The following is a 24,333-nucleotide window of genomic DNA, read 5'->3' on the forward strand; positions in this document are numbered from 1 at the left end:
GCTTCGAGACGGGGCTGCGCCCCTCCTCAGCACGAACGGAGGATGGGTCTGCACCCGCTCGCCATCCCGGTCCGCCGCTGCTAAGCCGCGCGGCATGGCGAACCATCTCTACCTCGTCGACGGCTCGGGCTATATCTTCCGCGCCTATCACCGGCTGCCCCCGCTCACCAATCCCGAAGGCACGCCGGTCGGCGCGGTCTATGGCTATGCGGCGATGCTGTGGAAACTGGTCGACGAGCTGAACAAGGCCGATGGCCCCACGCATATGGCGGTGATCCTGGACAAATCGTCCAAGACGTTCCGCAACGACCTGTATGACCAGTACAAGGCCCACCGGCCGCCGCCGCCCGAGGATCTGGTGCCCCAGTTCCCGCTGATCCGCGACGCAACGCGGGCGTTCAGCCTGCCCTGCATCGAGGAAGAGGGGTGGGAGGCGGACGACCTGATCGCCAGCTATGCCAAGGAGGCGCTGCGCCAGGGCTGGCACGTCACCATCGTCAGTTCCGACAAGGACCTGATGCAGCTGATCGAGCCGGGCCTCGACCTGTATGACACGATGAACAACCGGCGGCTGGGGCCGGAGCACGTCGTCGAGAAGTTCGGCGTCGGGCCGAACAAGCTTGGCGAGGTGCTGGCGCTGATGGGCGATAGCGTCGACAATGTGCCGGGCGTGCCGGGCGTTGGGCCGAAAACGGCGGCCAAGCTGATCCTGGAACATGGCGACGTCGACGGCGTGCTCGCCGCAGCACCCGCGATGAAGGCCGGAAAGCTTCGCGACAATTTGATCGAGCACGCCGACATGGCGCGGCTGTCGCGCGAGCTGGTCAAGCTCGCCTGCGACGTCCCGCTGCCCGAGCCGCTCGATGATTTCGCGCTCAAGGGCATTCCGCCGGAGCCGTTGGCTGCGTTCCTGTCCCAGCACGGCTTCCGGTCGATGCTGGCCAAGCTGGCGAGCGTCAGCGGCACGGCGGCACCCGCGCCCGGGCCGCGCACCCATGTCGGACCTGCCGCGCCCGCATCGCCCGCGCCGGTCGATCCGCCCATCGACCGTTCGCTGTACGAAACCGTCACGACCGTCGAGGCGCTGGACGCCTGGGTGGCGGAGGCGCGCCATGTGGGCATGCTCGCGGTCGATACCGAAACCTCGGCGCTCGACTGCATGGCGGCCGACCTGGTCGGGATCAGCTTGTCGACCGCACCGCGCCGCGCCTGTTACATCCCCCTGGCGCATCGCGGCCACGACCTGCTGGCCGAGAAGCCCGATCAGCTGCCGCTGGCGGACGTGGTCGAACGGCTCGGCCCGCTGCTGGCCGATCCGGCGGTGCTGAAGGTCGGGCACAACCTGAAATACGACCTGATCGTGCTCGCCCGACACGGCATGACGGTCAGCCCCTATGACGACACCATCGTCATGAGCTTCGCGCTGGATGCCGGACGGCGGCAGGGGCATGGCATGGACGAGCTGGCCGCCGACCATCTGGGCCACCAGTGCATCGCTTTCAAGGAGGTGGTCGGCACCGGCAGGGCGCAGAAGAGCTTCGGCGAGATCGACCTGGCAAGCGCCACCGCCTATGCCGCCGAGGATGCCGAGGTGACGCTGCGGCTTTGGCGCTCCCTGAAACCCAGGCTGGCGGCGGAGGGCGGCACCCGCGTCTATGAGCGCGTCGATCGCGGGCTCGTCCAGGTGCTGGCCGACATGGAGATGGCCGGAGTACGCGTGGACAGCGAGCGGCTGGCCCGCCTGTCCCACGAGTTCGGCGAGCAGATGGTGGCGCTGGAAGGGCGCATTCATGAGGCGGCGGGCGGCCCCTTTGCCATCGGTAGCCCGAAACAGCTGGGCGAAGTGCTGTTCGACCGGCTGGGGCTGAAAGGCGGGCGCAAGGGCAAGACCGGCACCTATTCGACCGACGTGACCGAGCTGGAGCGGATCGCCGCGATGAAGGATACGCCCGGTGCCGATGTCGCCCGGCTCGTCCTCGACTGGCGGCAGCTGTCGAAGCTCAAATCCACCTATACCGACGCGCTGCAGCAGCAGGTGAACCCCGCCACGGGGCGGGTCCATACCAGCTATTCGCTGACCGGGGCGCAGACCGGGCGGCTGTCCTCGACCGATCCCAATCTTCAGAACATCCCGATCCGGACAGAGGTGGGTCGCCAGATCCGCGATGCGTTCGTGGCCGAGCCGGGCAATGTCATCCTGGCCGCTGACTATTCGCAGATCGAATTGCGGCTGGCCGCGCACATCGCCGATGTGCCCGCGCTGCGCGAAGCCTTTGCGGCCGGGGAGGACATTCACAACCGCACCGCGATCGAGCTGTTCGGCGAGGTCAACCGCGATACGCGCGGGCGGGCAAAGACGATCAACTTCGCCATCCTCTACGGCATTTCCCGCTGGGGACTGGCCGGGCGGCTGGAGGTCAGCCCGGACGAGGCGCAGGCGATGATCGACCGCTATTTCGAGCGGTTTCCCGGCATCAACCGCTATATCGCCGACACGCTGATGACGGCCAAGGAGACGGGCTATACCGAGACGCTGTTCGGCCGGAAGACGCATTTCCCCCGCCTGAAATCGCCCAATCCGAACGAGCGGGCGGGCAGCGAGCGCGCGGCGATCAACGCGCCCATCCAGGGGACGAGTGCCGACATCATCAAGCGCGCGATGCTCCGCATGGGACCGGCGCTGGCCGAGGCGGGGCTGCAGAACGTCAGGATGCTGATGCAGGTGCATGACGAACTGGTGTTCGAACTGCCCGAAGGCGATGTGGCGGCGGCGAAACCGGTGATCGAACGCATAATGGCGACGGCGGCCGAACCAGCGGTGACGCTGACCGTGCCGCTGGGCGTCGAAATCGGCGTCGGCCCCAGCTGGGGCGCGGCGCATTGAGCCAGCCGCCGCCGTCCCCCGATTGGGTGGACCTGTATATCCCGGCGCTATGCGCTGTCGGGCTGCTGATCTTTCTGGTCGCCTGGCTGCCGCTGATCCTCAGGCGACTGCCGCTGTCGCTGCCGATCCTGTGCGTCGGCATCGGCATGGCGCTGTTCTCCCTGCCCGCCGCCGCGCCCTTTGCGCTGCATCCGATCGAACGACCATGGATCGTCGAAAAGGCATCCGAACTGATCGTCATCCTGTCGTTGATGGGGGCGGGGCTCAAGATCGGGCGGCCCTGGAGCTGGCGGCGCTGGGCCTTGCCGGTCCGCCTGCTGGGCATCGCCATGCCGCTGACCATCGTGGCGCTGCTGATCGCGGGCCAGCAGGTCCTGGGGCTTGGCTTTGCGACCGCGCTCCTGCTGGCGGCGGCGCTGGCCCCCACCGATCCGGTGCTGGCCGGGGACGTCCAGATCGAAGGACCGGGCGGACAGGAAGAGGACGAGGCGCGTTTCGGCCTGACGTCGGAGGCGGGGCTGAACGACGCCCTGGCCTTTCCCTTCATCCACCTGGCGATCGCGGCTTCGATCGGGGCGCTTGGCTGGTCGGAACTGGGGGAATGGGCGCTGGATGCCGTTGCCTACAAACTGGGCATGGGCGCGCTGGTCGGCTGGCTTGGCGGGCGGCTGATCGGCTGGATCATCTATCATGTTCCGGACGCCGGCCGATTGTCGCGGACCGGCGACGGATTTGTCGCGCTGGCGGCGACCCTGTCCATCTATGCCTTGACCGAACTGGCGCATGGCTATGGTTTCCTTGCGGTCTTCGTCGCCGGGCTGATGATGCGCCGGTCGTCGGACGGGCATGATTTCAACGACCGGATGCACGATTTCGCCGACGAGACCGAACGGCTGATGATGATGGTGCTGCTGGTCGCCTTTGGCGGGATGCTCAGCGTCGGGGGGCTGTTCGCCTATATCGGCTGGCGGGAACTGGCCTTTGCGATCATCGCGCTGTTCCTGGTCCGGCCGGTCATCGGCTGGTTGTCCCTGGCCGGACTGGGGCTTGCCGCAGGCGAACGGGCCATCATCGCCTTTTTCGGCATTCGCGGCATGGGATCGGTGTTCTACTTCGCCTATGGGGTCAACCATGGCGTGTTTCAGGAACCGATGCGGATCTGGGGGGCGCTCGGCCTGGTGATCCTGATGTCGATCGTGCTCCATGGCATCACCGTCACACCGGCGATGCGCGCGCTCGAACGGCACAGGGCCGCCCGATGAGTGCCGCCAACGAAGAAATCGCCGCACTGGCCAAGGGCGGGCGGACCAATGTCATGGGCTTTGCGCTCAGGCTGCTGGCGCGGTTGCCCTTTCTGTTCATTGCCGGGCGGTTCTACGGGCCGGAAATCGTCGGGCGGTTCGCCGTTGCCGTGCTGGTGGTCGAATTTGCCGCACTGGTCGCCACGCTTGGCCTGAAGCGCGGACTGGCCCAGGCGCTCAGCACCACCAGCCGCCCGCATACCCATGTCGTCTGGGACGCGCTGATCGTGGCCCTTCTGGCCTCACTGATCGCCAGCGCCGTCCTGATCGCCTTTCCACAGGCCATGTATCCCAACAGCCAGGTGATCGGCTTCGAACGCCTGCTGCCCTTTGTCGTGTTCGCCGTTGCCTGTACCGACATCGCGCTGGCGGCGCTTGCCTATCGCCACAATGTAAAGGCGACGGTGACGGCGCGGGCCATCGTCGAGCCATGGACCATCTCGATCGCCGCGCTGGCGCTCTACTATGTCTCGTCGCGCGACGGGCTGATCCTGTCCTATGTCCTGTCGACCGTGGCGGCACTGGTGGCGGCGATGGTACCGTTCCTGAAAAGCTATGGCCTGCCGACCGGATGGGTGCCGCATCCGACGCCGATGTTCGCGCTTGCCCGGCGCAACATGCCGCTGGCTGGGGCCGACACGATCGAATGGGCGACGCGCAATGTCGACCGGTTCATCCTGGGCCTGCTCTTCGGCCCCGCGGTGGTCGGCGTCTATTACATGGCGCAACAGGTCGCGTCGCTGCCGCAAAAGCTGAAGACCAGTTTCGATCCCGTGCTGGGGCCGGTCGTCACCCAGGCGCTGAAACGCGGCGACCGGGCGGCGGTGGCAGCGCAGATCCGCCAGGTCGGGTTCTGGATCATGGCGGCGCAAGCGGCGCTGGCGCTGATCGGTTCGATCCCGGCGGAAGGGGTGATGGGGGTCATCGGCCCGCAATTCGTCGTCGGGGCCGGGGCGCTGTGTTTCCTGTTGTGGGCCGAGGTGCTGGCCAGCCCCGGCGCGGTGGCGGAAAGCGGGCTGGTCTATGTCGCGCGGCATCGCAACCTGATGATCTCTGTGGTGATCCTGTCCATCCAGGTCGTGCTCAGCTTTGCGCTGGTGGCGTTGATGCGTGCGCTCGGCTGGCCGGAGGCCTGGCAGGCGGCCGGACCGGCGGCGGCGCTGGCGCTGACGCTGGCGCTGGGGTCAGCGATCAAGGGCTGGCTGCTGGCCCGGCTGCTCGCCGCGCCAGTGTCGCCGCTGCGCTGGGCGTTCGTCTGGGCCGCACTTGCAACGGCGCTGGTCGGATCGGCGATGACGCAGCTGGTCGAATGGGCCGAACTGGCCATCGGCATCCCGCTGATGCTGGTGGTCTATTTCGCCATCATCTGGCGCTTCGCCTTTGGTCCCGAGGATCGGGCATTGTTTTCCAGGCTGCCACGGGACGAACAACCCACGCTGCCCGTCGACGAACGGGTCTGACGCCACGCGGTCAGCGCCGCACGTCCCGTTCACCCGAGCGATAGGCGGCCAGCAGGTCCGGCGCGATGATCGGCATGTCGCCGGGGATCGAATGTTTGAGCACCGCCATCGCCAGTCCGGTTTCGGCAATCTCGCGCGCGTCGCCCCGGTTCAGCCAGGCGTGCAGACAGCCAGCGGCAAAGGCATCGCCCGTGCCGATCCGGTCGACGATGCCGCCCACCGCCTGTTCATCGGTCTGATGCCCGCCATCCGGCAGGTCGATGCGCGCGGCGATCCGGTTGGTGTCCGCATCCAACACATGGCGCGCGGTCGAAGCGATCAGCTTGAGGTTGGGGCACAGCGCAAACGCCGCCTCTGCCGCCTCGCGCCGCCGATCCGGTCCCTCGCCGGAAAATTGCCGGCCGGTGATCAGCGATATGTCGCGGTGGTTGCCGAACAGGATGTCCGCCTGGCCGATCAGTTCGGTCAGGACGGCGCGCGGATCGCTGTCCCATGCCTGCCACAGCTGTGCCCGGTAATTGCCGTCGAAACTGACCGTGACGCCCGCTTCCCGCGCTGCACGTACCGCCGCCAGCGCCGCCGTGGCTCCGGCGGGGCCGAGCGCAGGCGTGATGCCGGACAGGTGGAGCAGCCGTGCCCCTGCCAGCGCCGAGCGGAAATCGAACGATTCCGCGCTGGACGCCGCAAAGACCGATCCGGCGCGGTCATAGGTGATGGCGCTGGCGCGGGCACCCTGGCCCGGTTCCAGGAAGTACAGGCCCATCCGCCCCTCGGCCCGGGCGATATGAACGGTGCTGATCCCCCGCGCGGCCAGCGTCGCCACCGCCAGATCGCCCAGCGGGTTGGCGGCGACGCGGCTGACCATCGCCGCCGGATGGCCCAGTGCCGCCAGACCGGCCAGCACATTGGCCTCCGCCCCGCCGATTTCGATGTCGAGCGACTGGCTCTGCACGATCAGCCGCTTGCCCGGCGGGGTCAGCCGGACCAGCAGTTCGCCGAAACCGATGATGATGCCCGCGCTCATGTCGCCTTATCGCGCCGCATCGGCCAGCTTGTCGCGCATCGCATAGTAATTCTGGATATATTCCCAGCCTTCCTCGGCGGTTTCGACGTAATGAAACAGCTCCAGGTCGCGGGGCGAAATCACGCCTTCCTCGCACAACGCCTCGAAATTGATCACGCGTTCCCAGAATGCACGGCCATAGAACAGCACCGGCATCCGTTCGACCTTGCCCGTCTGCATCAGCGTCAGCAGTTCGAACGATTCGTCAAAGGTGCCGAACCCGCCCGGAAACACGGCGACGGCCCGGGCGCGCAGCAGGAAATGCATCTTGCGCAAAGCGAAATAGTGGAACTGCATCGACAGCGACGGCGTGACATAGGGATTGGGGGCCTGTTCATGCGGCAGCACGATATTCAGGCCGATGGATTCGGCGCCCGCCTCGCACGCGCCGCGATTGGCCGCCTCCATGATCGACGGCCCGCCGCCCGAACAGACGACGAACTGGCGGGTACCGTCGTCATCGACGGGAAAGGCACTGGCAAGCGCGGCGAGCTTGCGGGCCTCGTTATAATAATGCGACTTTTCGACCAGCCGCTCGGCGATGCGCCGTGATGCATCGTCACTGGCCAGGTCCAGCAGCGTCCGTGCCTTGTCCGGTTCCGGGATCCGCGCCGATCCATAGATGACCAGGGTCGATCCGATCTTTGCCTCGTCCATCACCAGCTGCGGCTTGAGCAGCTCCAACTGGAACCGCACCGGGCGCAGATCCTCTCGCAACAGGAAATCCATGTCCTGAAACGCGAGGCGATAGGCGGGATGTTCGGTCTGGGGGGTGTGCGTGCCGCACCGGGCGGTTTCGGCATCTTCTTCGGCACGGCGGAACACGCGCTTGGGCAGGTTATTCTCGGTCATGCCGCCCTAGCTAGGGGATCGTCACGGCTGCCGCCAGCCTCGGCATCCGCAAAATCACTCGACGGCGACGCCGCTGCGCCCGGCCAGGTCGACGACATAGTGCCATGCCACCCGGCCGGAACGGGCACCCCGCTGAACCGACCAGCGCAGGGCGTCGGCCGGATCGGGGGTCAGCCCAAGTGCGGCGGCATGGGCATCGACGATCGCCAGATACTGGTCCTGATCCACCGCATGAAATCCAAGCGACAAGCCGAACCGGTCGGCCAGCGCCAGCTGGTCGTCGGCGGCATCGCGCGGGTTGATCGCATCCGCCTCGTCCGCAAAGGCGCGGGGCATCAGGTGGCGTCGATTGGCGGTGACGATCAACCGGGCATTGGCAGGCCGGGCCGACGCGCCCCCTTCCAGCATCGAGCGAAAGGCGCGGGCCTCACCCGGCGCGTCAAAGCCCAGATCGTCGATGAATAGCGCAAAGGCACGCGGGGCCGCAGCGATCATGCGGAACAGGTCGGGCAGCGACGGGATCGCCGCCGCCGTCACGTCAATCAGCGCCAGCGCGCCGCCCGCCGACTGAACGGCGCCCACCGCCGCCTTGGCCAGCGCCGATTTGCCCGTGCCGCGCGCACCCCATAACAGCACGTCATGGGCCGCTGCGCCTGCCGCCAGGCGGTGCAGATTGTCGGTCAGGGCGGCACGCTGGCGATCCACGCCCACCAGTCGGTCCAGGGCAAGCGGCCGAAACCGCTCGACCGCACTCAGCACCGCGCCGTCCCAGCCATAGGCGGGATGCGCCATCGCATCCGCCATGGGCAATCGCGCCGGCGACAGCCGTTCCAGCGCGGCGGCAATGCGGTCCAACGGATCGGTCATGCACCGGGGGTTTAGCCGCTGGCCGCACCCGGTCAACCGGTGCCCGGGCGTTCAGGCCAGGCGGGCCAGCAGGGCGGTTGCCTCGTCCCGTTCCGAAAAGGCCGGATCGGTGATCAGCGCGCGGATCATCGTCGCCGCCTCCCCGCGCCGCCCCGCATCGGCATAGGCCTGGGCCAGATGCCAGCGCAGCCCGGCATGGCCGGGGGCCAGCGCCACCGCCTTTTCCAGCAGCGGCACCGCACCCGCCGTGTCCGCCGCCACCAGCCGGGCGAGGCCATAGGCATGGGCCGCGACCGGATTGGCCGGTGCCAGCGCATAGGCCGCCTCGCCATAACGGATCGCCATGCCCGCATCCTCCAGGCCCGCATACCCTTGAGCCAGCGCCGCCAGCAGCGCGGCGTCGCGGTTGCCGATGCGAAAGCGCACCGCCTCCAGCGTATCCACCGCCTCGGCGAACTGCCCGGCGGCCAGCTGACGGTCGGCCAACAGCCGCTGCGCCGTCAGGTTCTGCGGATTCTGCGCGATGAACGTCGCCAGCACCCGCGTCGATCCGGCAACGTCGCCGGTCGCGCCGAGCGATTCCATCAGCCGCAACAGCGCCGGCTGGTCGAACCGGATGGCAGCGGCGCGGCGATAGGCGGCAACGGCGTCGCCCGGCCGGTTCATCGTCATCAGCACGTCCCCGACCAGCAGGAACGCGCCCGGCGCACCGGCATTGTCGGCCGCCACCCGTTCTGCCCGGTTCAGCGCCTCGCCCCCGCGCCCTTCGGCCAGCAGCGCGCGGATATAGGGGATGGCCACGTCGGGCCGCCCCGGCGCATCGTCGGCGGCCGTCGCCAGTACGGCCAGGCTGGTATCGCTGGAAAAAGGCGCGGGCGCTGACCGTGCGGGATAGGCGGCCCGGTCCAGCCATGCCCCGGCCTCTGCCCGCTCGCCGATCCGTTCCAGCCCGCGCGCGGTCAGTTCCAGCGCATAGCTGTCGGCATCGGCGCGCAGCACCAGCGGACGCAGCACTTGAATGGCATTGCGCGCCGCATCCACCCGCAGCAACGCGGCGGCATACAGGCGACGGACGTTCAGGTTCATCGGTTGCTGGTCGATCAGCCGGGCCAGTTTGGTCGCGGCCTGTTCGTTGGCCCCGGCCTGCAGGTCGAGCGTCGCCGCCAGCAACAGGCCGCCGGGGATCGATTGGGCAGCGACCCCGCCCCGTGCCAGCACGTCGCGGGCGAGCTGGTATCGCCCGGCCCGCGCCGCCAGCAGTGCCTGCAGGTACAGGCCGCGCGGACTGCCCGGCCTCGCATCCATCGCCCGGCGAGTCATGGCCAGCATCTCGACCGTATGGCCGCTGTCGCCAAGCGTTGCCGCGAGTTCGACCAGCGCGTCGTGATGATAGCCGTCCACGGCGATCGCGCGGCGGAACCACGGCGTCGCGGCCACCAGCCCATATTGCTGGCGCACCAGTTCACCGCGCAGCACCAGCGCGCCGACATGGGTGGACCGCAGCTTTACCGCTCGCGCCGATGCCTGTCCGGCACCGACCAGATCGCCGACATATTGTCGGAACCGGCCCAGATCGACCCACGCATCGATGTCGTTCGGGGCCAGCGCCACCGCCTGCTCCAGCGCCTGGCGCGCGGCGGCAAAATCGCCCTGCAACGTCATCGCCTGGCCCCGGACGCGCAGGATGTGCACGCGGTGTTCGGGTCGCGCCTGGCCCAGCGCCTGCAATGCGGCGCGGGCATCCCCCTGCTGGACGATCGCCTGGGCGCGCAGATGCTGGATATCGGCCAGCGGCGTGCCCGACGCCACTGCCCGGTCAAGCTCGCCCTCTGCCCGCGCCCCTTCGCCCAGCGCCAGATGGGCGCGGGCCAGTGCCAGATGCGCGGGCGCCATGTCGGGATTGGCGCGCGCCGCCTTGAACGCCCAGGCGCGGGCGCCGGTCGCGTTGCCCGCCGCCAGCAACCGGGCGGACCGGTTCAGCTGTCCCTCCGCCTCTGCAGGGTCGGCATGGGCCGGAGCAGCCAGGATCAGGGCGGCCAGTGCCGCCAGCAGCTTAAGGTTGCAGGTCATAGGCTTTCAACAGGTCATAGAGGGTCGGGCGGCTGATCCCGAGCAGCTTGGCGCTGCCGGAGATATTGCCTTCGGTGCGGGCCAGCGCCCGGCGGATCGCGCGGCGATCGGCGATTTCGCGCATCGCCTTCAGGTTGATCGCCTCATCCGCATCGGCGGGTTCGGCCAGGTCCAGGTCTGCCGCCGACACGCGCGGGCCGTCGGCCATGATGACCGCGCGTTTGACGCGGTTTTCCAGTTCGCGGACATTGCCGGGCCAGCTCCACGCGTCGATCGCCGCCAGCGCATCGGGCGCAAACCCCTTGACCGCGACGTTCATCTGCGCGGCGAACTTGCGCAGGAAATGCCGGGCCAGCAGCCCGGCATCGCCGGTCCGATCGGCCAGCGCCGGGATGGCGACGACGATTTCGGCCAGCCGGTAATACAGGTCGTCGCGGAACCGCCCGTCGGCGACCATCGCATCCACATCCTGATGCGTTGCGCAAACGATGCGGGTGTCGACCGGGATCGCCCGTCGTCCGCCGATGCGTTCGATGACGCGTTCTTGCAGGAACCGCAGCAGCTTGACCTGAAGCGGCAGGGGAATGTCGCCCACTTCGTCCAGAAACAGCGTGCCGCCATGCGCCTGTTCGATCTTGCCCTCGGTCGTCTTGACCGCGCCGGTGAACGCGCCCTTTTCATGGCCGAACAGCTCGCTTTCCAAGAGCGTCTCCGGAATGGCGGCACAGTTGATCGCAACGAACGTGCCCTTGGCCCGGGGGCTGGCGTCATGCAGGCCGCGCGCCAGCAATTCCTTGCCCGTACCGCTTGCGCCCAGCAGCATGACTGACACGTCGGCCGCGGCTACCCGCTCGATGGTGCGCGTCACTTTCTGCATTTCCGGCGCGCCGGTCAGGATGCCGCCGATGCCCGCAGACTGGCCGGCGGGCTGGTCGCGCAGTCGCCGGTTTTCCGATTCCAGCGCATGCACATGAAAGGCGCGCGCGACGATCAGGCCAAGCGCGTCGATGTCGATGGGTTTGGCATAGAAATCGAACGCGCCCATGTCGATCGCACGCAGCGCGCTTTCCCGCGCGCCGTGCCCGCTGGCGACGATCACCTTGGTGTCGGGTTTCAGCGCCAGGATCGCTTCCAGCACCGCAAACCCCTCGCTCGTGCCGTCGGGATCGGGCGGCAGCCCCAGGTCGAGCGTCACCACCGCAGGCTCCTCGGCCCGCAACGCGGCCAGCGCCGATTCCCGATCGGCCGCCACCGTGACCTGGTATCCGTCATAGGCCCAGCGCAACTGGCGTTGCAGGCCCAGATCATCCTCGACGATCAACAGCCGGGGCAAATCGGCGCTCATGCCGCCTTCTCCATCTGGGGGGTGTCGATGCCGCCATCGGCGCGCGCCAGCACGATCCGGAATCGGCTGCCTGAACCCGGGGTGCTTTCCACCTCGATGCGGCCGCCCATCGCCTCGGCCAGCTGGCGCGCCTCATAGGCACCGATGCCGAAGCCGCTGGGCTTGGACGAGACAAAGGGCCGGAACAGCGAATCGCGGATGAACGCGGCGGTCATCCCCGGTCCGCGGTCGATCACATCGATCCATGCGTGCCGGCCATCCTCGCCGGGGCGCACGATCACCGGCTGATCGGGCGGACTGGCCTCGACCGCGTTCTGGACCAGATGAGCGAGCACCTGTTCCAGCCGGACGGGATCGGCCAGGACGACCGGATGCGCGTCGCCCTCCACCCGGATGGTCTGGCCAGGCCTGCGCGCGGTGGCGGCGGCGATCACCGGGCGCAGCGACACCGCGCCCATCGCCTCGCCTGTGCCTGCCCGCTGCTGCTGTGACAGCCGCGCGAGCAGGTCGGTCATCCGCCCCGCAGAATCGCGCAGGGTGGCGATCATGTCGGCGCGGAATTCGGGATTGTCGGCATGGCGTTCGGCGTTGCGGGCGACCAGGCTCAATTGGCTGACCAGATTCTTGATGTCGTGCAGGATGAACGCAAAACGACGGTTGAACTCGTCGAATCGTTGCGCCTCGGCCAGCGCGTCCTTGGCGCGCGCTTCGGCCAGATAGCTGGCGGCCTGTCGCCCGGCGACGCGCAACAGGTCGAAATCCTCCCAGTCGAGCGCCCGGTCCAGCGGCGGGCGGGCGAGCAAGATCGCCCCGGCCAGCGCCGCTGCATGGGGCAGCGGCACGATGATCCATGCCTCTGCCTCGGCCAGCATCCAGTCGGGCACGCGGGATGCGTCCTGTCCGCCGCGCACCGCATCCAGCTCGACGATGCGTTCGCTCCGGTCCCGTCCGGTCAGCGCATCGGGTTGCAGTTCCGGCGCGCCGTCGGTCGCCAGCAGCGGCCAGCGCCAGTGCGAAGCCGGCACCAGCCCGTCGCCCGACGGCACTAGCAACAGGCCGGCCGGCGCATCGACCAGGTCTGCCACCGCCTTGACGATGCGTTCGTCCAGGGTGACGCCGTCGTCCGGCCGGCCCAGCGTCTCGGTAAAGCGTTGCCATTCGACCCGGTAGTCATAGCGGTGCCGGAACAGGTGTTTCGCAAGCTTCACCCGGGTCCATGCGCGCAGCCACGGGCTGGACAGAAACGCAAGCGTCGCGGCGGTGGTGCCGAACACGAACGCCGCCTGACCGATCCGGGCATGCCGACCACCGAACGCCTCGATGATGTTCAGGCTGGACAGCAGCAGCGTCAGGTAAACGATGGCGCCCAGCACCCACAGTGCCTGCATCATCGCCGTGCGCGACATCTGCATCCGCTGTTCCTGCCGGCGAACCAGTGCCAGCGCCAGCGCCGCCGCGATCAGGCCGATGGCGATGCCGCGCGCGGCCAGCAACGGATCGGCCACCGCCTCGACGGTCAAGCGCAACAGCGCGGCATTGGCGTCGATCAGCCACAGAACGGCCGCCGCCGCCAGAATGGTGCGCGCCTGGCCCCCGCTGGCGGTGCGATAGGCGTTGAGGACGAGGAGCAGCGCGGCGACCGCCACCATCAGCGCCAGCGCCGATGCCGCATCCCGGTAAATGGCTGCGATCGCCGGCGGTGCCGACGCACCGCCCAGCATCATCACCATCTGTCCGGTTTGGACCAACGTGACGACCAGATAGACCAGCCCCAGCGCTGCGGGCGGACGGCCCAACGCACGGCGATGGATCAGCCCCGCCAGCACCAGCCAGGCGACGCCGCGAATCCCCGACGCCAGCTGCGTCCCGCTTTCCGCCGGGCCGATGCCCGCGACCGCCAGCGCCCATAATGCGGTCAGCCCCAATGCGGCGGCCAGCGCGGGGCGGGGTACGCCGCCGACCGGCCGGCGGATCGCACCCAGCGCCAGCGCCGCGAACAGCAACGCCGCGCTGGCATGGCCCCACAGGATGATTGCCGACGCCATCGCGCCCTATCGCGCCCCGTCCGGCCAAAGCACGACGCGTACCGTCTGGATTAGGATGAGCAGGTCGAGGAAGGGGGAGTAATTCTTTGCGTAATACAGATCATATTCCAGCTTCTGGCGGCTGTCCTCGATGGACGCGCCATAGGGATAGTTGATCTGCGCCCAGCCGGTGATGCCCGGCTTCACCATGTGCCGTTCGGCATAATAGGGCAGCTTCTGTTCCAGATCCTCGACGAATTGCGGGCGCTCGGGTCGCGGGCCGACAAAGCTCATCTCGCCCTTCAGCACGCTCCAGCATTGCGGCAGTTCGTCCAGCCGGGTCTTGCGGATGAACCGACCGATGCGGGTGATGCGCGGATCGTCCTTTTCGGCCCAGACTGCGTTGCCGGGCACCTCTGCATCCACGCGCATCGACCTGAGCTTCACGATGTCGAACGGCTGGCTGTACAGGCCCACCCGGCGCTGGCGGTAAAAGGCCGGTCCCTTGCTGTCGATCTTTACCAGGATCGCAGTCAGCGCGATGACCGGCGCTGCCAGGATCAGCAGGATCAGGCTGGCAGTGATGTCGAACAACCGCTTGAACACGCCGGAAAACATGCGCCCCGACGAAAAGCCGTCGGAAAAGATCAGCCAGGACGGATTGACGCTGTCCAGATCGACCCGGCCGGTTTCGCGTTCCAGAAAGCTGGAGATGTCGTTGACGTGGACGCCGGTCGTCTTGATCCTGAGCAGATCCTTGAGCGGCAGGGCGTTGCGCCGTTCTTCCAGCGCCAGCACGACCTCGGCCGCGTTCAACAGGACGACGTGATCGGCCAGGTTATAGATGGCGTCGCGGGCGATCGCCTCCGGGATCACCCGGTTCGCCTCGTTCATGGCGACATAGCCGACGACGACGAACCCCGCCCCGCGACTCGTGCCCAGCGCCTTCAGCCGCTGGGCACGCGGCCCTGCGCCAAGCACCACCACCCGCCGCTTGAACACCTGTCCGCCCAGCGTCTTGCCCAGCAGGATGCGCATCAGCGTCAGCAGGCAGACGGCGGCCAGCATGGCGTACAGCAGGTTAGATCGCCAGAAGGTCAGCGCCGGCACCACGAAGAAGATGACGGAGAGCAGGATGATGCCAAGCGATACCGCGACGATCAGCCGCGCGGTGGCCACGCGCAACGATTGCAGCGCATCGGCCCCGTAAACCCCGACGGCCACCATTGCGACCTGGAGCGACAGCGCAAAACTGAACAGTTGCGGCAACCGGGTATGCACGGCTTCCACCTGCATCCCGATCTGTTCCGCCCGGATGACCCAGCCCGCCTCTGCCGCGACCAGCAGCAGCATCAGGTCGAACAGACCCAGCAGCAGCACGGCATAGGGAACATAATGTTTGAACAGCCTGATCATCGTTCCGCCCGAGCCATTCCCTGGATAAGCCGGTGTCAAAATTGCCGACACAGGGGCGGGGTGTCGCAGGAATTGACAAAGAAAAGCTGAACGGACCTGGCCGGGCGACCGATCGGCGGGAGTTGGCCCAGCCCAGCCGGGCAGGATCAGTCCTGGCGGCCGGTGGCCATCAAATGCCGGGTATCGGCCAGCAACTGGCGGGTGGCTGCAGCCGCGCCTGCGGGATCGCGCGCGATCAACCGGTCCAGCACCGCGTAATGCGCCGCCAGCTTCTCGCTTTCGTCGCGGGCGATGCTGTCGGTATAGCGGATCGAGATCTTCAGCGCGGTTTCGACGAGCGGTTTCAGCCGCTGCAGGAACCGGTTGCCGCTGGCTTCCAAGAGCGCGACATGGAACGAGATATCGGCGGTCAGCGGATCGTCCTCGCCTCGGTCGGCCGCTTCCATCCGGCGATAGCCCTCCGCCACCTGTGCGATGGCATCGCTGTCGGCGTTCAGCGCGGCCAGTTCGGCGGCCATCGGTTCGATGCCCATGCGGACATTGGTGAACTCGATCAGCAGCGGCAGGGAAAAATCCGAACGCAGCATCCAGCGCAGGATGTCGGGATCGAACAGGTTCCAGCGGTCCGGCGTGGTGATCGACGTCCCCAGCCGGGGGCGTGCGGTCACCAGCCCCTTGGCGTTCAGGATCTTCATCGCCTCGCGCAGGACGCTGCGACTTGCCCCGTACCGGGTGCACAGATCGGCCTCGATCGGCAGGATGGTGGCCGGGGCGAACTGGCCGGTGACGATCGCCGTGCCGATCTGGTCGACGATGGTCTGGGTCAGCCGGCCCAGGGTGCTGCCGGCGGGCCGTGGCTGTCCGGTCCTGCTCATGCACGCAGACCTATGCCAGAGCAGCGACCGGTGCAACGCGCCGTGTCGGGTTCCGCGCCGTCCATGCGAATTGGTCAGGACGCCGTCATGAAGTGCCCAAGACGAACGGGTTGACGCAATCGCAACGATCGGGTGTAACCCGCGGCCAGGATCAATGGGCTGGCAGATAAAGCCGGGTCGCCCCCAGCTCGATACAGAAACGCGCATGATCGGTGCCGGCATCTTGTCTTGCCCGCACCGTGAAGGCCACGCCGCAGGGACTGGACCCGGTGGCGGATCGGGAGGGGGGAATTGATGAATCGTCTCATGGCTGCCGCCATCGGTGCGGCACTTGTCTCGGCAACCGCACAGGCCCAGGACACGCCTGTTTTCGGCAATCCCGCCAAACAGATCGACGTCATCGGCAGCGTGCGCGCCGACAACCGCGTCATCATCATCCCGACCGCGCAGGTGAAATGGATGGTGTACGGCAAGGTCAGCAAAACCGCTTCGCCCCATGCCTTTCAACAAAATACGCGCTCCGCACGCTCGACGACCGAAGTGATCGGCAGCGCCGATCCGGCGACGATCAAGGCGCTGGCGGCAACGCTCTATACCGATCTGGTGGCCCAATTGCGCGCAAAGGGGTGGGAAGTCATCACCGCCGATCAGCTGGGGGCGGATGCACCCAAATGGGCGCGGCTCGACCTGGACCCGCAGACCGGCCTGGCCGAGGACAGCTTTAAATATGACGCGGAACGCCGCTATGCCATCGCCGCGCCGGGCGACATGCCGGTGTTCACGACCATCGCCGGCGGCAAGTTTCTGGCCCCGACCAACAATGTCGGCCTGAACAAGCTGGCGCGGGATCGCCAGGCGCTGATCCTGGTCCCGACCTATGTGTTCGACACCGCAGAACTGGATCAGAGCACGCGCCAGGGGTTCAATAACGTGACGGCCAGCACTTCGGCCACGGCATCGCTGTTGCTCGGCGGGTCGGCCAATGTCAGCGCACCGCGCGGGTTCATGACCCTGTCGATCAAGGGGCCGCTTCCGGTTGCGGAAAATATCGGCGAACTGCGCAAGCTGGAGAGGCGCGGCGACAGCGGGTTCACCTCGGCCATGCGGTTCCTGGGCGGCTTGGCCAAGGTGAACAAGTCGGCCTTTTCGCTGGTCGCCGACAATGCCGCGCTTTCGCGCGAGGCCGGCCGGGCCGGCGCTGCCTTCAACACCGAAATCGTCGCCCGGCTGAAATAGGGGGAATGGCATGATCGGGAAATGGCCGGGCGCGCTTGCCCTGGGTGCTGCACTTTCGCTGGCGATGCTCGCCGCTTCCCCAGCTCCGGCCAAAAGCCGGTGCAAGCTGTCGGGCAAGCCCAAGGTCGAGTATCAGATCTATGTGCCGCGCGAACCGGGCAGCGACGACATGGTGCTGATGCAACTGGCCAGCGAATATTGCCGCGGCGTCAACAACGACGTCAGCTCGACGCATTGGCGCCTGCTCGATGCATCGGGCAAGGTGATCTACAAGGCGACTGGGCAAATCTGGCCATTGTCGGCCAGACACGCGGCGGTCGAGGGTGGATTTGCCGGTGCGTCGATCCAGGTCTTTGGCAAGAAGCCGGGACCCGCGCTCCCCTTCTCGTTGCCACGCCTGGAAAGCGCCCTCTATCCCCGCATGGGCAGTGCGGTAATCGCTGCCAAGCCCGTCGTCACCATGCCGCTGCTGGTCGGCGTATCGCGGTCGCAGCCGGGCGGTTCGACCCTGTTCAGCGGCATGATCCTGACCGGCCACAGCTACGAGCCGAAGCTGGTTGAGGGGCTGGGCGGTAAGGCGGTGTTCGGTATCGATCGCTTCGACCGGGAATATCAGAACACGTCCAGCTACCACATCCGCGCCGCCGACTATGTCCTGCCGCAAAAAGGGGCATTGGCATTCATGAACATGACGGCACCCGATGGCACGGCCATCTCGCTGATGCTCGATCGCAACGGCGAGCCGTTCGGAACGGCCGAAGGGTTGGTGGAAATCATTCGGATACCGGAAAGCCATGTCGGCAGCGCCGAGGATTCGCTGCTGGGCCAGCTGGTCAGCCGCATCGCCCCGCTCGGCCCCGGGTTTCCGGGTGCCTGGCTCTACGCCGCGCTGGATGAACAGGGTCAGGTGATTGCCCCGCCACCCGGCGCCGTTGGATACACCGTCGTCCGGCCCGCAAACCGGGTCGTCGCGCCGGTCTGGGGCGCGGTCTATCGCGGGGCTTCCGGTTACGAGGTCGCGCTGTCCATCCGCAGCGACGGCGCGCTGCCGGCGGCCGTGTCGCCCGATCGGTACAGCGCAATGACCTTTCGCGATTCCGATCAGCCCAATCATTACATTGTCGCTGGCAAATCCGCAGCGACGGGCACGTGGGGCATTGTCGATTATCATTATTCTCAGCCCCGATCCGGCGCGAAGAACCAGTTTACTTCGAGCGCGCTGGCCTTCGCCACCTATGACCAGTGGCGGCAACTGGCCGAGGCCGAACGCGCGCGGCAACTGGCAGCTTATGCCCGGCAAAATGCGCTCGAGCGCCAGAGGGTCGAGGAACAGCGAAAGGCCTTGGCCATCGCCGCATTCGAACAGGATTATGCCATCCGCGGCCGTGGCTGCTTCGAGGCCAATTACGTCACGGTCGCTCCGCTGGGCGATCCCTATGTGAAGCGCTGGTACGAAAAATGCGGTATTCCTCAGCATCTATATGGCGATGCGCGGCGGCTCGGCGTTTCGCAGGACGTCTTTGCCCGGTCGGACCAGATGGCGGAGAGCAGGCGTGCCTATGAAGCCGATCTCCGCCGTCGGGGGGCCAATGCCACGGCGTTCAGCAACGCGATGGCCGCTGCGCGCACAGCCGCAGGCGCGCCGATTTCCGACCCCTGGGTTCCGGTGCGGGTGACCGAAGGGGGGCGGACGACGACGCAGGTGATGCGGCAAAGCGACTATGACCGCCGCCGTCCCTGATCCTGCCCGATCGGTCGGTCCCGCCCCTGTGCCGCTGCACCCCGATCCGGTACGATAGCGCCATGGCGGATAAACCGGACGCACAGCATCTCGCCCCGCTGCTGTACGGCGATCTGCGCAGGCTCGCCGCGCGTCACCGGTGGCAATATGGATCGGGCGAGACCCTGCGGTCGACTGCGCTGGTCAGCGAAGCGTTCCTGCGCCTGCGTCAGGTTGCCGAGTTTGCCGACGAACGCCATTTTCTGCGGACCGCGGCCATCGCCATGCGTCAGGTTCAGGTCAATCACGCCCATGCCCGCATGACTGCCAAACGCGGCGGCGGTGCCACACTGGTGCCGGTGGATGACGACCTGCCCGTGTTCTGGGAATCGGACGAACGGCTGCTCGCGCTGAACGACGCACTGGCCCGGCTGGCGCACCTTGATCCCCGCTTGGCGGAACTGGTCGATTACCGGTTCTTCGGCGGCTTTTCCGAACCCGAAATCGGCCAGTTGATGGGCATTTCCGAACGGACCGTCCGCCGCGAATGGGCCAAGGCCCGGGCCTTGCTGTTCGAATGGATGCAGACGGACCCGGGGACCTGCGCGGAACTATAACCGGTATTGGCTGCGGATGCCGTCCAGCGCCTGCTGAAGCCGGGCCGCGGCCGGACCCATCGGGGTGATGATCGCCTGGGCGACGCCTGCCGCAACCCTTGCGCCCGGCGCATCCCCATTCGCCGCCAGCGCGCGCGCCAGTGCGATGTGGGCGATGGCACGCGGCGGCGCTGCGTCCTGACCGGCGGTCGCGGCGGACCGGCGCGCTGCCGCCAGCGCCTGGGCCAGATCGCCGGTAGCGACATGCGCCTCCGACAGCCCGGCAAGCGCGGCCACGTGCAGCATGGATCCGGTGCCGGCAAATCGCTCCGCCATGGATTCCGCCCGCATCAACAGCGGCAATGCGCGTTCCGCCTGATCGAGCTGGACAAGCACCTTGCCATAATTGTTCAACAATGCCGCAGTCCCCCCCGACGGCCCGAACAACCGTTCGCGCAGTCGGACGGCATCGGCAAACAAGGGCGCCGCCCCAGCGGGATTGCCCAGCAAAACCTCGATCGCGGCCAGGTTGTTGGCCGTGTTTAGGGCATCGGGCGTATCGTTCAATCCGGTTTCGATCCAGATCCTGCGTGCCGCTTGCAATGCATCGCGTGCGCCGGGAAGGTCGCCGGACGCTTGCAGAGTGACGCCGAGATTGTTCTGGAAAACACCCGACAGCCGGGTGTTGCCGCCGCCGATGGCCAGATGGTCGATGGCCGCCCGGCGTAGCAGTGCGGCCGCGCCCTCCGGGTTTTCCTCGCGGATCGTGATCGCTTCGAGATTGCGGCTATCGATCATCCGATAGCGCCATTTCTCCGGCTCGCTGGCCCAAAAGCCCTGGGCCTGGGCCAGCAGGGTGCGCGCTTGCTCCAGGTCGCCGGTGCGGGCCAGTGTCTGGGCCAGATCATAGCGTGCCGCCGCCAGGGTCTGGGGATCGACGCCCACGGCGTCCCCGGCCGTAACCACCGGGCGCAGCGCCGCGTCCGCACCCTGATAATCGCCAAGATAGAAGTTCAGTTCGCCCAGCGCGTGCAGCACGGGCGCATAATCGGCCGGCGATCGCGCGAAGCGTTCGACGATCCGGGCGGTCGCGCGGTTCAGCACGTCCCTGCGACTGGCATCGGCACCCGCTGTATCCGCACTTTCGGCCAGCATGACATACAGCGATTCGCGTACCGCCTGGGAACGGTCCTCCTCGTCCAGCACGGCATCGCGCGCGGCGATGGCAACTCGCGCCTGCCAGACAGTCGCCGCAAGCCCGCCCGCTAGGCTGAGGGTGATGGCAATGCCCGCCGCGATGGGCCAGCGCCATTGCCACATGCGCCGCCGGACAAGATATCCGCGTTCTCCGATCCGTGCGGCGACGGGGCGGCCATCGCGCACGGATCGAAGGTCGTCGGCCAGCGCATCCAGTGTCGGATAGCGCGCGCCCGGTTCCTTTCTCAGCGCCTTTGCCAAAACGGCGTTCAGGTCGCTGACCATAGTGTCGGGCGCGGTGGCGATGACGATGCTGTGACCATGGGCCGACAGCGGCCTGGGCGGCGTATCCAGCACCCGGCCGACCCCCAGCACAAAGGGGACGCCGTCCAGTTCGATCGGCGGCTTGCCGGTGACCAGTTCATACAGCAGCGCCGCTGCCCCATAGACGTCGCAGGGTGGCCCGACCGGCGCGCCGGTCAGCAACTCTGGTGCGGCATAGGGCGCGGACACCGGCAGCGGGTTCTGCGTCTGGACCGGCAATGCCATCCTTTTGGCCACGCCGAAATCGATGACACGCGCGCGGCCGCCATTGTCGACCAGGACATTGGACGGTTTCAGGTCGCGGTGCAGCACCAGCGCCTGATGCGCCTTGGCCACCGCGCCGATTGCTTCGAGGACAAGGTCGATCCGCCGGACAAGGCTGGCCTTGTGGTCATCGCACCAGACGTCGCAGGGTGGGCCATCGACGCGTTCCATCACCATCCATGGATTACCCGCGCCGTCGACGCCGCCATCCAGGATGCGCGCTAGATTGGGGTGATCCAGCGTGGCCAGCACCTGGCGCTCGGTGGTCAGCCGATCGGGACTGACATCGGCACTCCCCCGGATCAGCTTGAGTGCCGCCGATTGTTCGAAACCGCCCTCGATGCGGCTGACGGCATAGACATCGCTCATGCCGCCGCTGCCGATCCTGCCGTCGATCCGCCACACGCCATAGCGATCGCCCGCCACCGGTGTCCCGCCCGGCATGGCTGCAGGGATATCTGCGTCGGGCGTGTGTTCCAGGAAATCGTCCGTTGACTCCATCCGGGCGATCAACCGGCGCGCGCGATCCGCCAGCGCCGGATCCTTCGCCGCTGCCCTGGTCAGAAAGGCGTCGCGTTGATCCCGGGGCAGATCCAGCGTCCTGTCGATCAGCGCTGAAACATCGGTCCAGTCGATCGTCACGCCTCATTCCCCAATCCCGCGATGATCGTCATCATCCCCGTAATTATTGCTCCATCGCAACTATTTTCTCCGGCGCTGGCCGGTTTCATGCGACAATCCTGTCTTGGGGAAGGTGGGTGCCATTTCCGTCAGCGATCTGGCCCGGGGTTAGGAGCGATAGGGATGCAGAGCATATTGTGGGTTTTGGCCGCAGGGGTGATGATGACCGCAGGCGAGCCGCCGGTACAGGGGGCGCCGGCCGACGCCGCAGACGGCTATGGCTATGCCACGACGGCCTTTGAAAAGATCAAGCCGCAGCTGGTCCTCAGTGCAATGTCGGGGGATGTGACGGGGACCTATACCGCAACGCAGGATTACGCCGCGCTAGAGGCGATCATGCGCACCGGCACCTACGGCGTGACCAGCGGCACGATCGAGGGTCAGTTCACCGGGAACGTGTTTCGCGGCTATTGGTACGAGGCGCAAACCAATGCCGACCTTCAGGGCTATTGCGACACCGAACGGAACGGCACGCATATCTATGGCCAGGTGCTGCTCACCTTCAGCGCCGACCGCAAAAGCTTTACCGGCTATCGCAGCAGCTGCGACGCCGTCCCGAACAAGGATGACAATGCTTATGACACCTGGTCGGGCACCCTGACCGGCCGGGTTTCGGCACCGAAGCCGGATGGCGCGGCGTCCCGTGCAGCCGCAGCGGCCGCGCCGCAGGGACCAAGCGCGCTGGGCAACGCCTATTCGACGGTCGACTGGGGTGAATTGACTGTCACCGAATGGGGCAGCGCCAGCTTCGGCGCTGACTATACGCATGAAAATGGCCGGATCGAGGGTAGCCGCGACGGCATGACCGTCAACGGCTACTGGATGCAGCCGACCAGTGCCCAGCGCTGTGAAACGAGCCGGGGCGGCACCCATTATTATGGGCGGATGACCTTTACCTTCAATGCGCAGCTGGACGCGTTCCAGGGCGTTTGGGGCTATTGCGACGAAACCCCCTATGCGACGTGGAACGGCAATCTGACGCGGCGCGGCGCTGCGTCCGGCGCCACGGCCTCGGCAACCAGCCAGCGCCCGGCCGCTGCTTCCGCCCCCGCAGCTGCCAAAAAGCCAAAGAAGCCCGTCAAGGTGCCGGGTTTCCTCCGGCGGCTGGCAGACCGGGCAGCGGGACAGGTGGAGAACCGCGCCGGTGCCGAGGTCGAACAGGGTGTCGATGATGCGCTCGATTCAGCGCTCGATCCGCGCTGAGCCATCTATGGATCCGAAAGGAAACCCCATGAACATTCGCATTCTTGTCGGGGCGGCGTGTCTGGTGCTGGCTGCCTGTGGTGGCCAGGCCCCGGACCCAATCCAGGCTGATGTTGCCGCCGACGCCGCAGGGTCTGTCCTTGGCGGCGTGACGGGCATGGGCGCATCGACGGCGGACCTGCCCGATTTCGTCGATGTACCGGCGGGTGCCAAGGCAATCCACACCATGCGCGTCAACGACGAAGGCAAGACAGGCGGCAGCGTCTCGCTTGAAACCGAGGCAAAGCCCGGGGAACTGGTCGCCTTCTACAAAGAGTCGATGGCCAGGCACGGCTTGCGGATCGGCATGGAGAATGCCTCCGACCGCCTTGTCCAGATCCTGGGCGAAAGCGAGGATAAATCCCGTTCGCTGATGGTCATGATCATGATCGACGATGCCGGAAAGGCGTCGCTGACCCTCACCCATTCGCGCAAATCAATATGAACGGGCTTCGAGCAAACGCGACCATGATCGCGGCTGTCCTGATGCTGGCGTCCTGCGGGGGTGCGCCGGAACCAGAGCCGGTGGACGCCGCAATTGAGGGCATTGCGGACGCGGCGAACGACGACACTGCCGACCGCGCGATTCCACGCGAAAAATTGCCTGATTTCGTTGAAACCTATGCGGGCGGAACCGGTCTGACGTCGCTGTTCGGCAGCAATGAAAAGCGGCGCACAGGCACGCTGGTCTACCGCGCATCTGCGGCACCGGCGGATGTCATCACCTTTCACAAGGCATCGGCGGAAAAGTTCGGATTCCAGGTGTCGGTCGGCGCGGCCCAGGTCGTGCGGGACAAGCCGGAGACCTCGATCGAAGCGAAACACGCGGACGGACGAACGCTGAACGCGGTGGTGATCGCGGACTCGCCGCAGCGCGCGACCGTGCAGATCAACTTCACCATCCCGGTGGCCTGAG

18 protein-coding genes are annotated in these 24,333 nt (G+C 67.0%); 9 read left to right on the plus strand and 9 right to left on the minus strand.

All coding sequences use genetic code 11. The features are described 5' to 3' along the window. The first annotated feature begins 94 nt into the window (after nucleotides 1-94). The 3 genes from polA to ACPVPU_RS03260 are packed head-to-tail and all read left to right on the plus strand — an operon-like array spanning nucleotide 95 to nucleotide 5,645. Nucleotides 95-2,884: a DNA polymerase I gene (polA, locus tag ACPVPU_RS03250; RefSeq protein ID WP_448659490.1), complete on the plus strand. Its 2,790-nt coding sequence runs from the start codon at nucleotides 95-97 to the stop codon at nucleotides 2,882-2,884. Further along, nucleotides 2,881-4,146 carry a cation:proton antiporter gene (locus ACPVPU_RS03255; protein WP_448659491.1) on the plus strand — a complete coding sequence of 422 codons (1,266 nt, stop codon included), beginning with the start codon at nucleotides 2,881-2,883 and terminating at the stop codon, nucleotides 4,144-4,146. The genes polA and ACPVPU_RS03255 overlap by 4 nt, the downstream gene beginning before the upstream one ends. Next, nucleotides 4,143-5,645: a lipopolysaccharide biosynthesis protein gene (locus ACPVPU_RS03260; protein ID WP_448659492.1), complete on the plus strand. Its 1,503-nt coding sequence runs from the start codon at nucleotides 4,143-4,145 to the stop codon at nucleotides 5,643-5,645. The genes ACPVPU_RS03255 and ACPVPU_RS03260 overlap by 4 nt, the downstream gene beginning before the upstream one ends. A 10-nt stretch (nucleotides 5,646-5,655) precedes the next feature. On the opposite strand, the gene ACPVPU_RS03265 is transcribed toward ACPVPU_RS03260, so the two are convergent. From ACPVPU_RS03265 to ACPVPU_RS03300, 8 genes are all read right to left on the minus strand, one after another. Beyond that, nucleotides 5,656-6,669, minus strand: coding sequence for a sugar kinase (locus tag ACPVPU_RS03265; protein ID WP_448659493.1), 1,014 nt, complete (start codon nucleotides 6,667-6,669; stop codon nucleotides 5,656-5,658). 6 nt (nucleotides 6,670-6,675) lie between these two features. Next, nucleotides 6,676-7,560, minus strand: a complete 885-nt coding sequence (locus ACPVPU_RS03270) for an LOG family protein (protein ID WP_448659494.1) — start codon at nucleotides 7,558-7,560, stop codon at nucleotides 6,676-6,678. Nucleotides 7,561-7,614: 54 nt separating this feature from the next. Continuing rightward, the gene (locus tag ACPVPU_RS03275) at nucleotides 7,615-8,427 is read right to left on the minus strand and encodes an ATP-binding protein (RefSeq protein ID WP_448659495.1); all 813 of its coding nucleotides are present in this window, start codon (nucleotides 8,425-8,427) and stop codon (nucleotides 7,615-7,617) included. Nucleotides 8,428-8,478: 51 nt separating this feature from the next. Then, nucleotides 8,479-10,497, minus strand: coding sequence for a tetratricopeptide repeat protein (locus tag ACPVPU_RS03280; RefSeq protein ID WP_448659496.1), 2,019 nt, complete (start codon nucleotides 10,495-10,497; stop codon nucleotides 8,479-8,481). Beyond that, on the minus strand, nucleotides 10,481-11,842 hold the full coding sequence (gene prsR / locus ACPVPU_RS03285; protein WP_448659497.1) for a PEP-CTERM-box response regulator transcription factor: 1,362 nt from the start codon (nucleotides 11,840-11,842) through the stop codon (nucleotides 10,481-10,483). The genes ACPVPU_RS03280 and prsR overlap by 17 nt, the downstream gene beginning before the upstream one ends. After that, nucleotides 11,839-13,887: an XrtA/PEP-CTERM system histidine kinase PrsK gene (gene prsK, locus ACPVPU_RS03290; protein WP_448659498.1), complete on the minus strand. Its 2,049-nt coding sequence runs from the start codon at nucleotides 13,885-13,887 to the stop codon at nucleotides 11,839-11,841. Before prsK ends, prsR begins: the two co-directional genes overlap by 4 nt. A gap of 6 nt (nucleotides 13,888-13,893) precedes the next feature. Continuing rightward, complete coding sequence (locus ACPVPU_RS03295) at nucleotides 13,894-15,282, minus strand: TIGR03013 family XrtA/PEP-CTERM system glycosyltransferase (protein ID WP_448659500.1); 1,389 nt, start codon at nucleotides 15,280-15,282, stop codon at nucleotides 13,894-13,896. Between the two features lie 146 nt (nucleotides 15,283-15,428). Further along, entirely contained in the window at nucleotides 15,429-16,157 is a 729-nt protein-coding gene (locus ACPVPU_RS03300; RefSeq protein ID WP_448659501.1) for a FadR/GntR family transcriptional regulator, read from the minus strand. Between the two features lie 294 nt (nucleotides 16,158-16,451). On the opposite strand from ACPVPU_RS03300, the gene ACPVPU_RS03305 reads away from it, so the two are divergent. The 3 genes from ACPVPU_RS03305 (at nucleotide 16,452) to ACPVPU_RS03315 (ending at nucleotide 19,730) form a co-directional block, all read left to right on the plus strand. Further along, entirely contained in the window at nucleotides 16,452-17,393 is a 942-nt protein-coding gene (locus ACPVPU_RS03305) for a hypothetical protein (RefSeq protein WP_448659502.1), read from the plus strand. Nucleotides 17,394-17,403: 10 nt separating this feature from the next. Beyond that, nucleotides 17,404-19,134 (plus strand): hypothetical protein, encoded by a 1,731-nt coding sequence (locus ACPVPU_RS03310; RefSeq protein ID WP_448659503.1) that lies wholly within the window; start codon nucleotides 17,404-17,406, stop codon nucleotides 19,132-19,134. Nucleotides 19,135-19,196: 62 nt separating this feature from the next. Then, nucleotides 19,197-19,730 (plus strand): ECF-type sigma factor, encoded by a 534-nt coding sequence (locus ACPVPU_RS03315; protein ID WP_448659504.1) that lies wholly within the window; start codon nucleotides 19,197-19,199, stop codon nucleotides 19,728-19,730. Here the strand turns inward: ACPVPU_RS03315 and ACPVPU_RS03320 are convergent. Then, nucleotides 19,725-22,136: a protein kinase domain-containing protein gene (locus ACPVPU_RS03320; RefSeq protein WP_448659505.1), complete on the minus strand. Its 2,412-nt coding sequence runs from the start codon at nucleotides 22,134-22,136 to the stop codon at nucleotides 19,725-19,727. The genes ACPVPU_RS03315 and ACPVPU_RS03320 overlap by 6 nt on opposite strands. 162 nt (nucleotides 22,137-22,298) lie before the next feature. On the opposite strand from ACPVPU_RS03320, the gene ACPVPU_RS03325 reads away from it, so the two are divergent. From ACPVPU_RS03325 to ACPVPU_RS03335, 3 genes are read left to right on the plus strand one after another with little or no spacing between them, the layout of a single operon-like run. Continuing rightward, nucleotides 22,299-23,378, plus strand: a complete 1,080-nt coding sequence (locus tag ACPVPU_RS03325; RefSeq protein ID WP_448659506.1) for a hypothetical protein — start codon at nucleotides 22,299-22,301, stop codon at nucleotides 23,376-23,378. Next, nucleotides 23,338-23,862 (plus strand): hypothetical protein, encoded by a 525-nt coding sequence (locus tag ACPVPU_RS03330; RefSeq protein WP_448659507.1) that lies wholly within the window; start codon nucleotides 23,338-23,340, stop codon nucleotides 23,860-23,862. The genes ACPVPU_RS03325 and ACPVPU_RS03330 overlap by 41 nt, the downstream gene beginning before the upstream one ends. 23 nt (nucleotides 23,863-23,885) lie before the next feature. Continuing rightward, nucleotides 23,886-24,332, plus strand: coding sequence for a hypothetical protein (locus ACPVPU_RS03335; protein WP_448659508.1), 447 nt, complete (start codon nucleotides 23,886-23,888; stop codon nucleotides 24,330-24,332). Nucleotide 24,333: the final 1 nt, after the last annotated feature.

This window comes from Sphingomonas paludis (assembly GCF_053502515.1).

Excerpts from the sequence above, each read along its gene's own strand:
- polA (WP_448659490.1), top strand. The coding sequence starts at position 95 with ATGGCGAACCATCTCTACCTCGTCGACGGCTCGGGCTATATCTTCCGC.
- ACPVPU_RS03260 (WP_448659492.1), top strand. The coding sequence starts at position 4,143 with ATGAGTGCCGCCAACGAAGAAATCGCCGCACTGGCCAAGGGCGGGCGG.
- ACPVPU_RS03265 (WP_448659493.1), bottom strand. The coding sequence starts at position 6,669 with ATGAGCGCGGGCATCATCATCGGTTTCGGCGAACTGCTGGTCCGGCTG.
- ACPVPU_RS03270 (WP_448659494.1), bottom strand. The coding sequence starts at position 7,560 with ATGACCGAGAATAACCTGCCCAAGCGCGTGTTCCGCCGTGCCGAAGAA.
- ACPVPU_RS03275 (WP_448659495.1), bottom strand. The coding sequence starts at position 8,427 with ATGACCGATCCGTTGGACCGCATTGCCGCCGCGCTGGAACGGCTGTCG.
- ACPVPU_RS03280 (WP_448659496.1), bottom strand. The coding sequence starts at position 10,497 with ATGACCTGCAACCTTAAGCTGCTGGCGGCACTGGCCGCCCTGATCCTG.
- prsR (WP_448659497.1), bottom strand. The coding sequence starts at position 11,842 with ATGAGCGCCGATTTGCCCCGGCTGTTGATCGTCGAGGATGATCTGGGC.
- prsK (WP_448659498.1), bottom strand. The coding sequence starts at position 13,887 with ATGGCGTCGGCAATCATCCTGTGGGGCCATGCCAGCGCGGCGTTGCTG.
- ACPVPU_RS03295 (WP_448659500.1), bottom strand. The coding sequence starts at position 15,282 with ATGATCAGGCTGTTCAAACATTATGTTCCCTATGCCGTGCTGCTGCTG.
- ACPVPU_RS03300 (WP_448659501.1), bottom strand. The coding sequence starts at position 16,157 with ATGAGCAGGACCGGACAGCCACGGCCCGCCGGCAGCACCCTGGGCCGG.
- ACPVPU_RS03305 (WP_448659502.1), top strand. The coding sequence starts at position 16,452 with ATGAATCGTCTCATGGCTGCCGCCATCGGTGCGGCACTTGTCTCGGCA.
- ACPVPU_RS03310 (WP_448659503.1), top strand. The coding sequence starts at position 17,404 with ATGATCGGGAAATGGCCGGGCGCGCTTGCCCTGGGTGCTGCACTTTCG.
- ACPVPU_RS03315 (WP_448659504.1), top strand. The coding sequence starts at position 19,197 with ATGGCGGATAAACCGGACGCACAGCATCTCGCCCCGCTGCTGTACGGC.
- ACPVPU_RS03325 (WP_448659506.1), top strand. The coding sequence starts at position 22,299 with ATGCAGAGCATATTGTGGGTTTTGGCCGCAGGGGTGATGATGACCGCA.
- ACPVPU_RS03335 (WP_448659508.1), top strand. The coding sequence starts at position 23,886 with ATGATCGCGGCTGTCCTGATGCTGGCGTCCTGCGGGGGTGCGCCGGAA.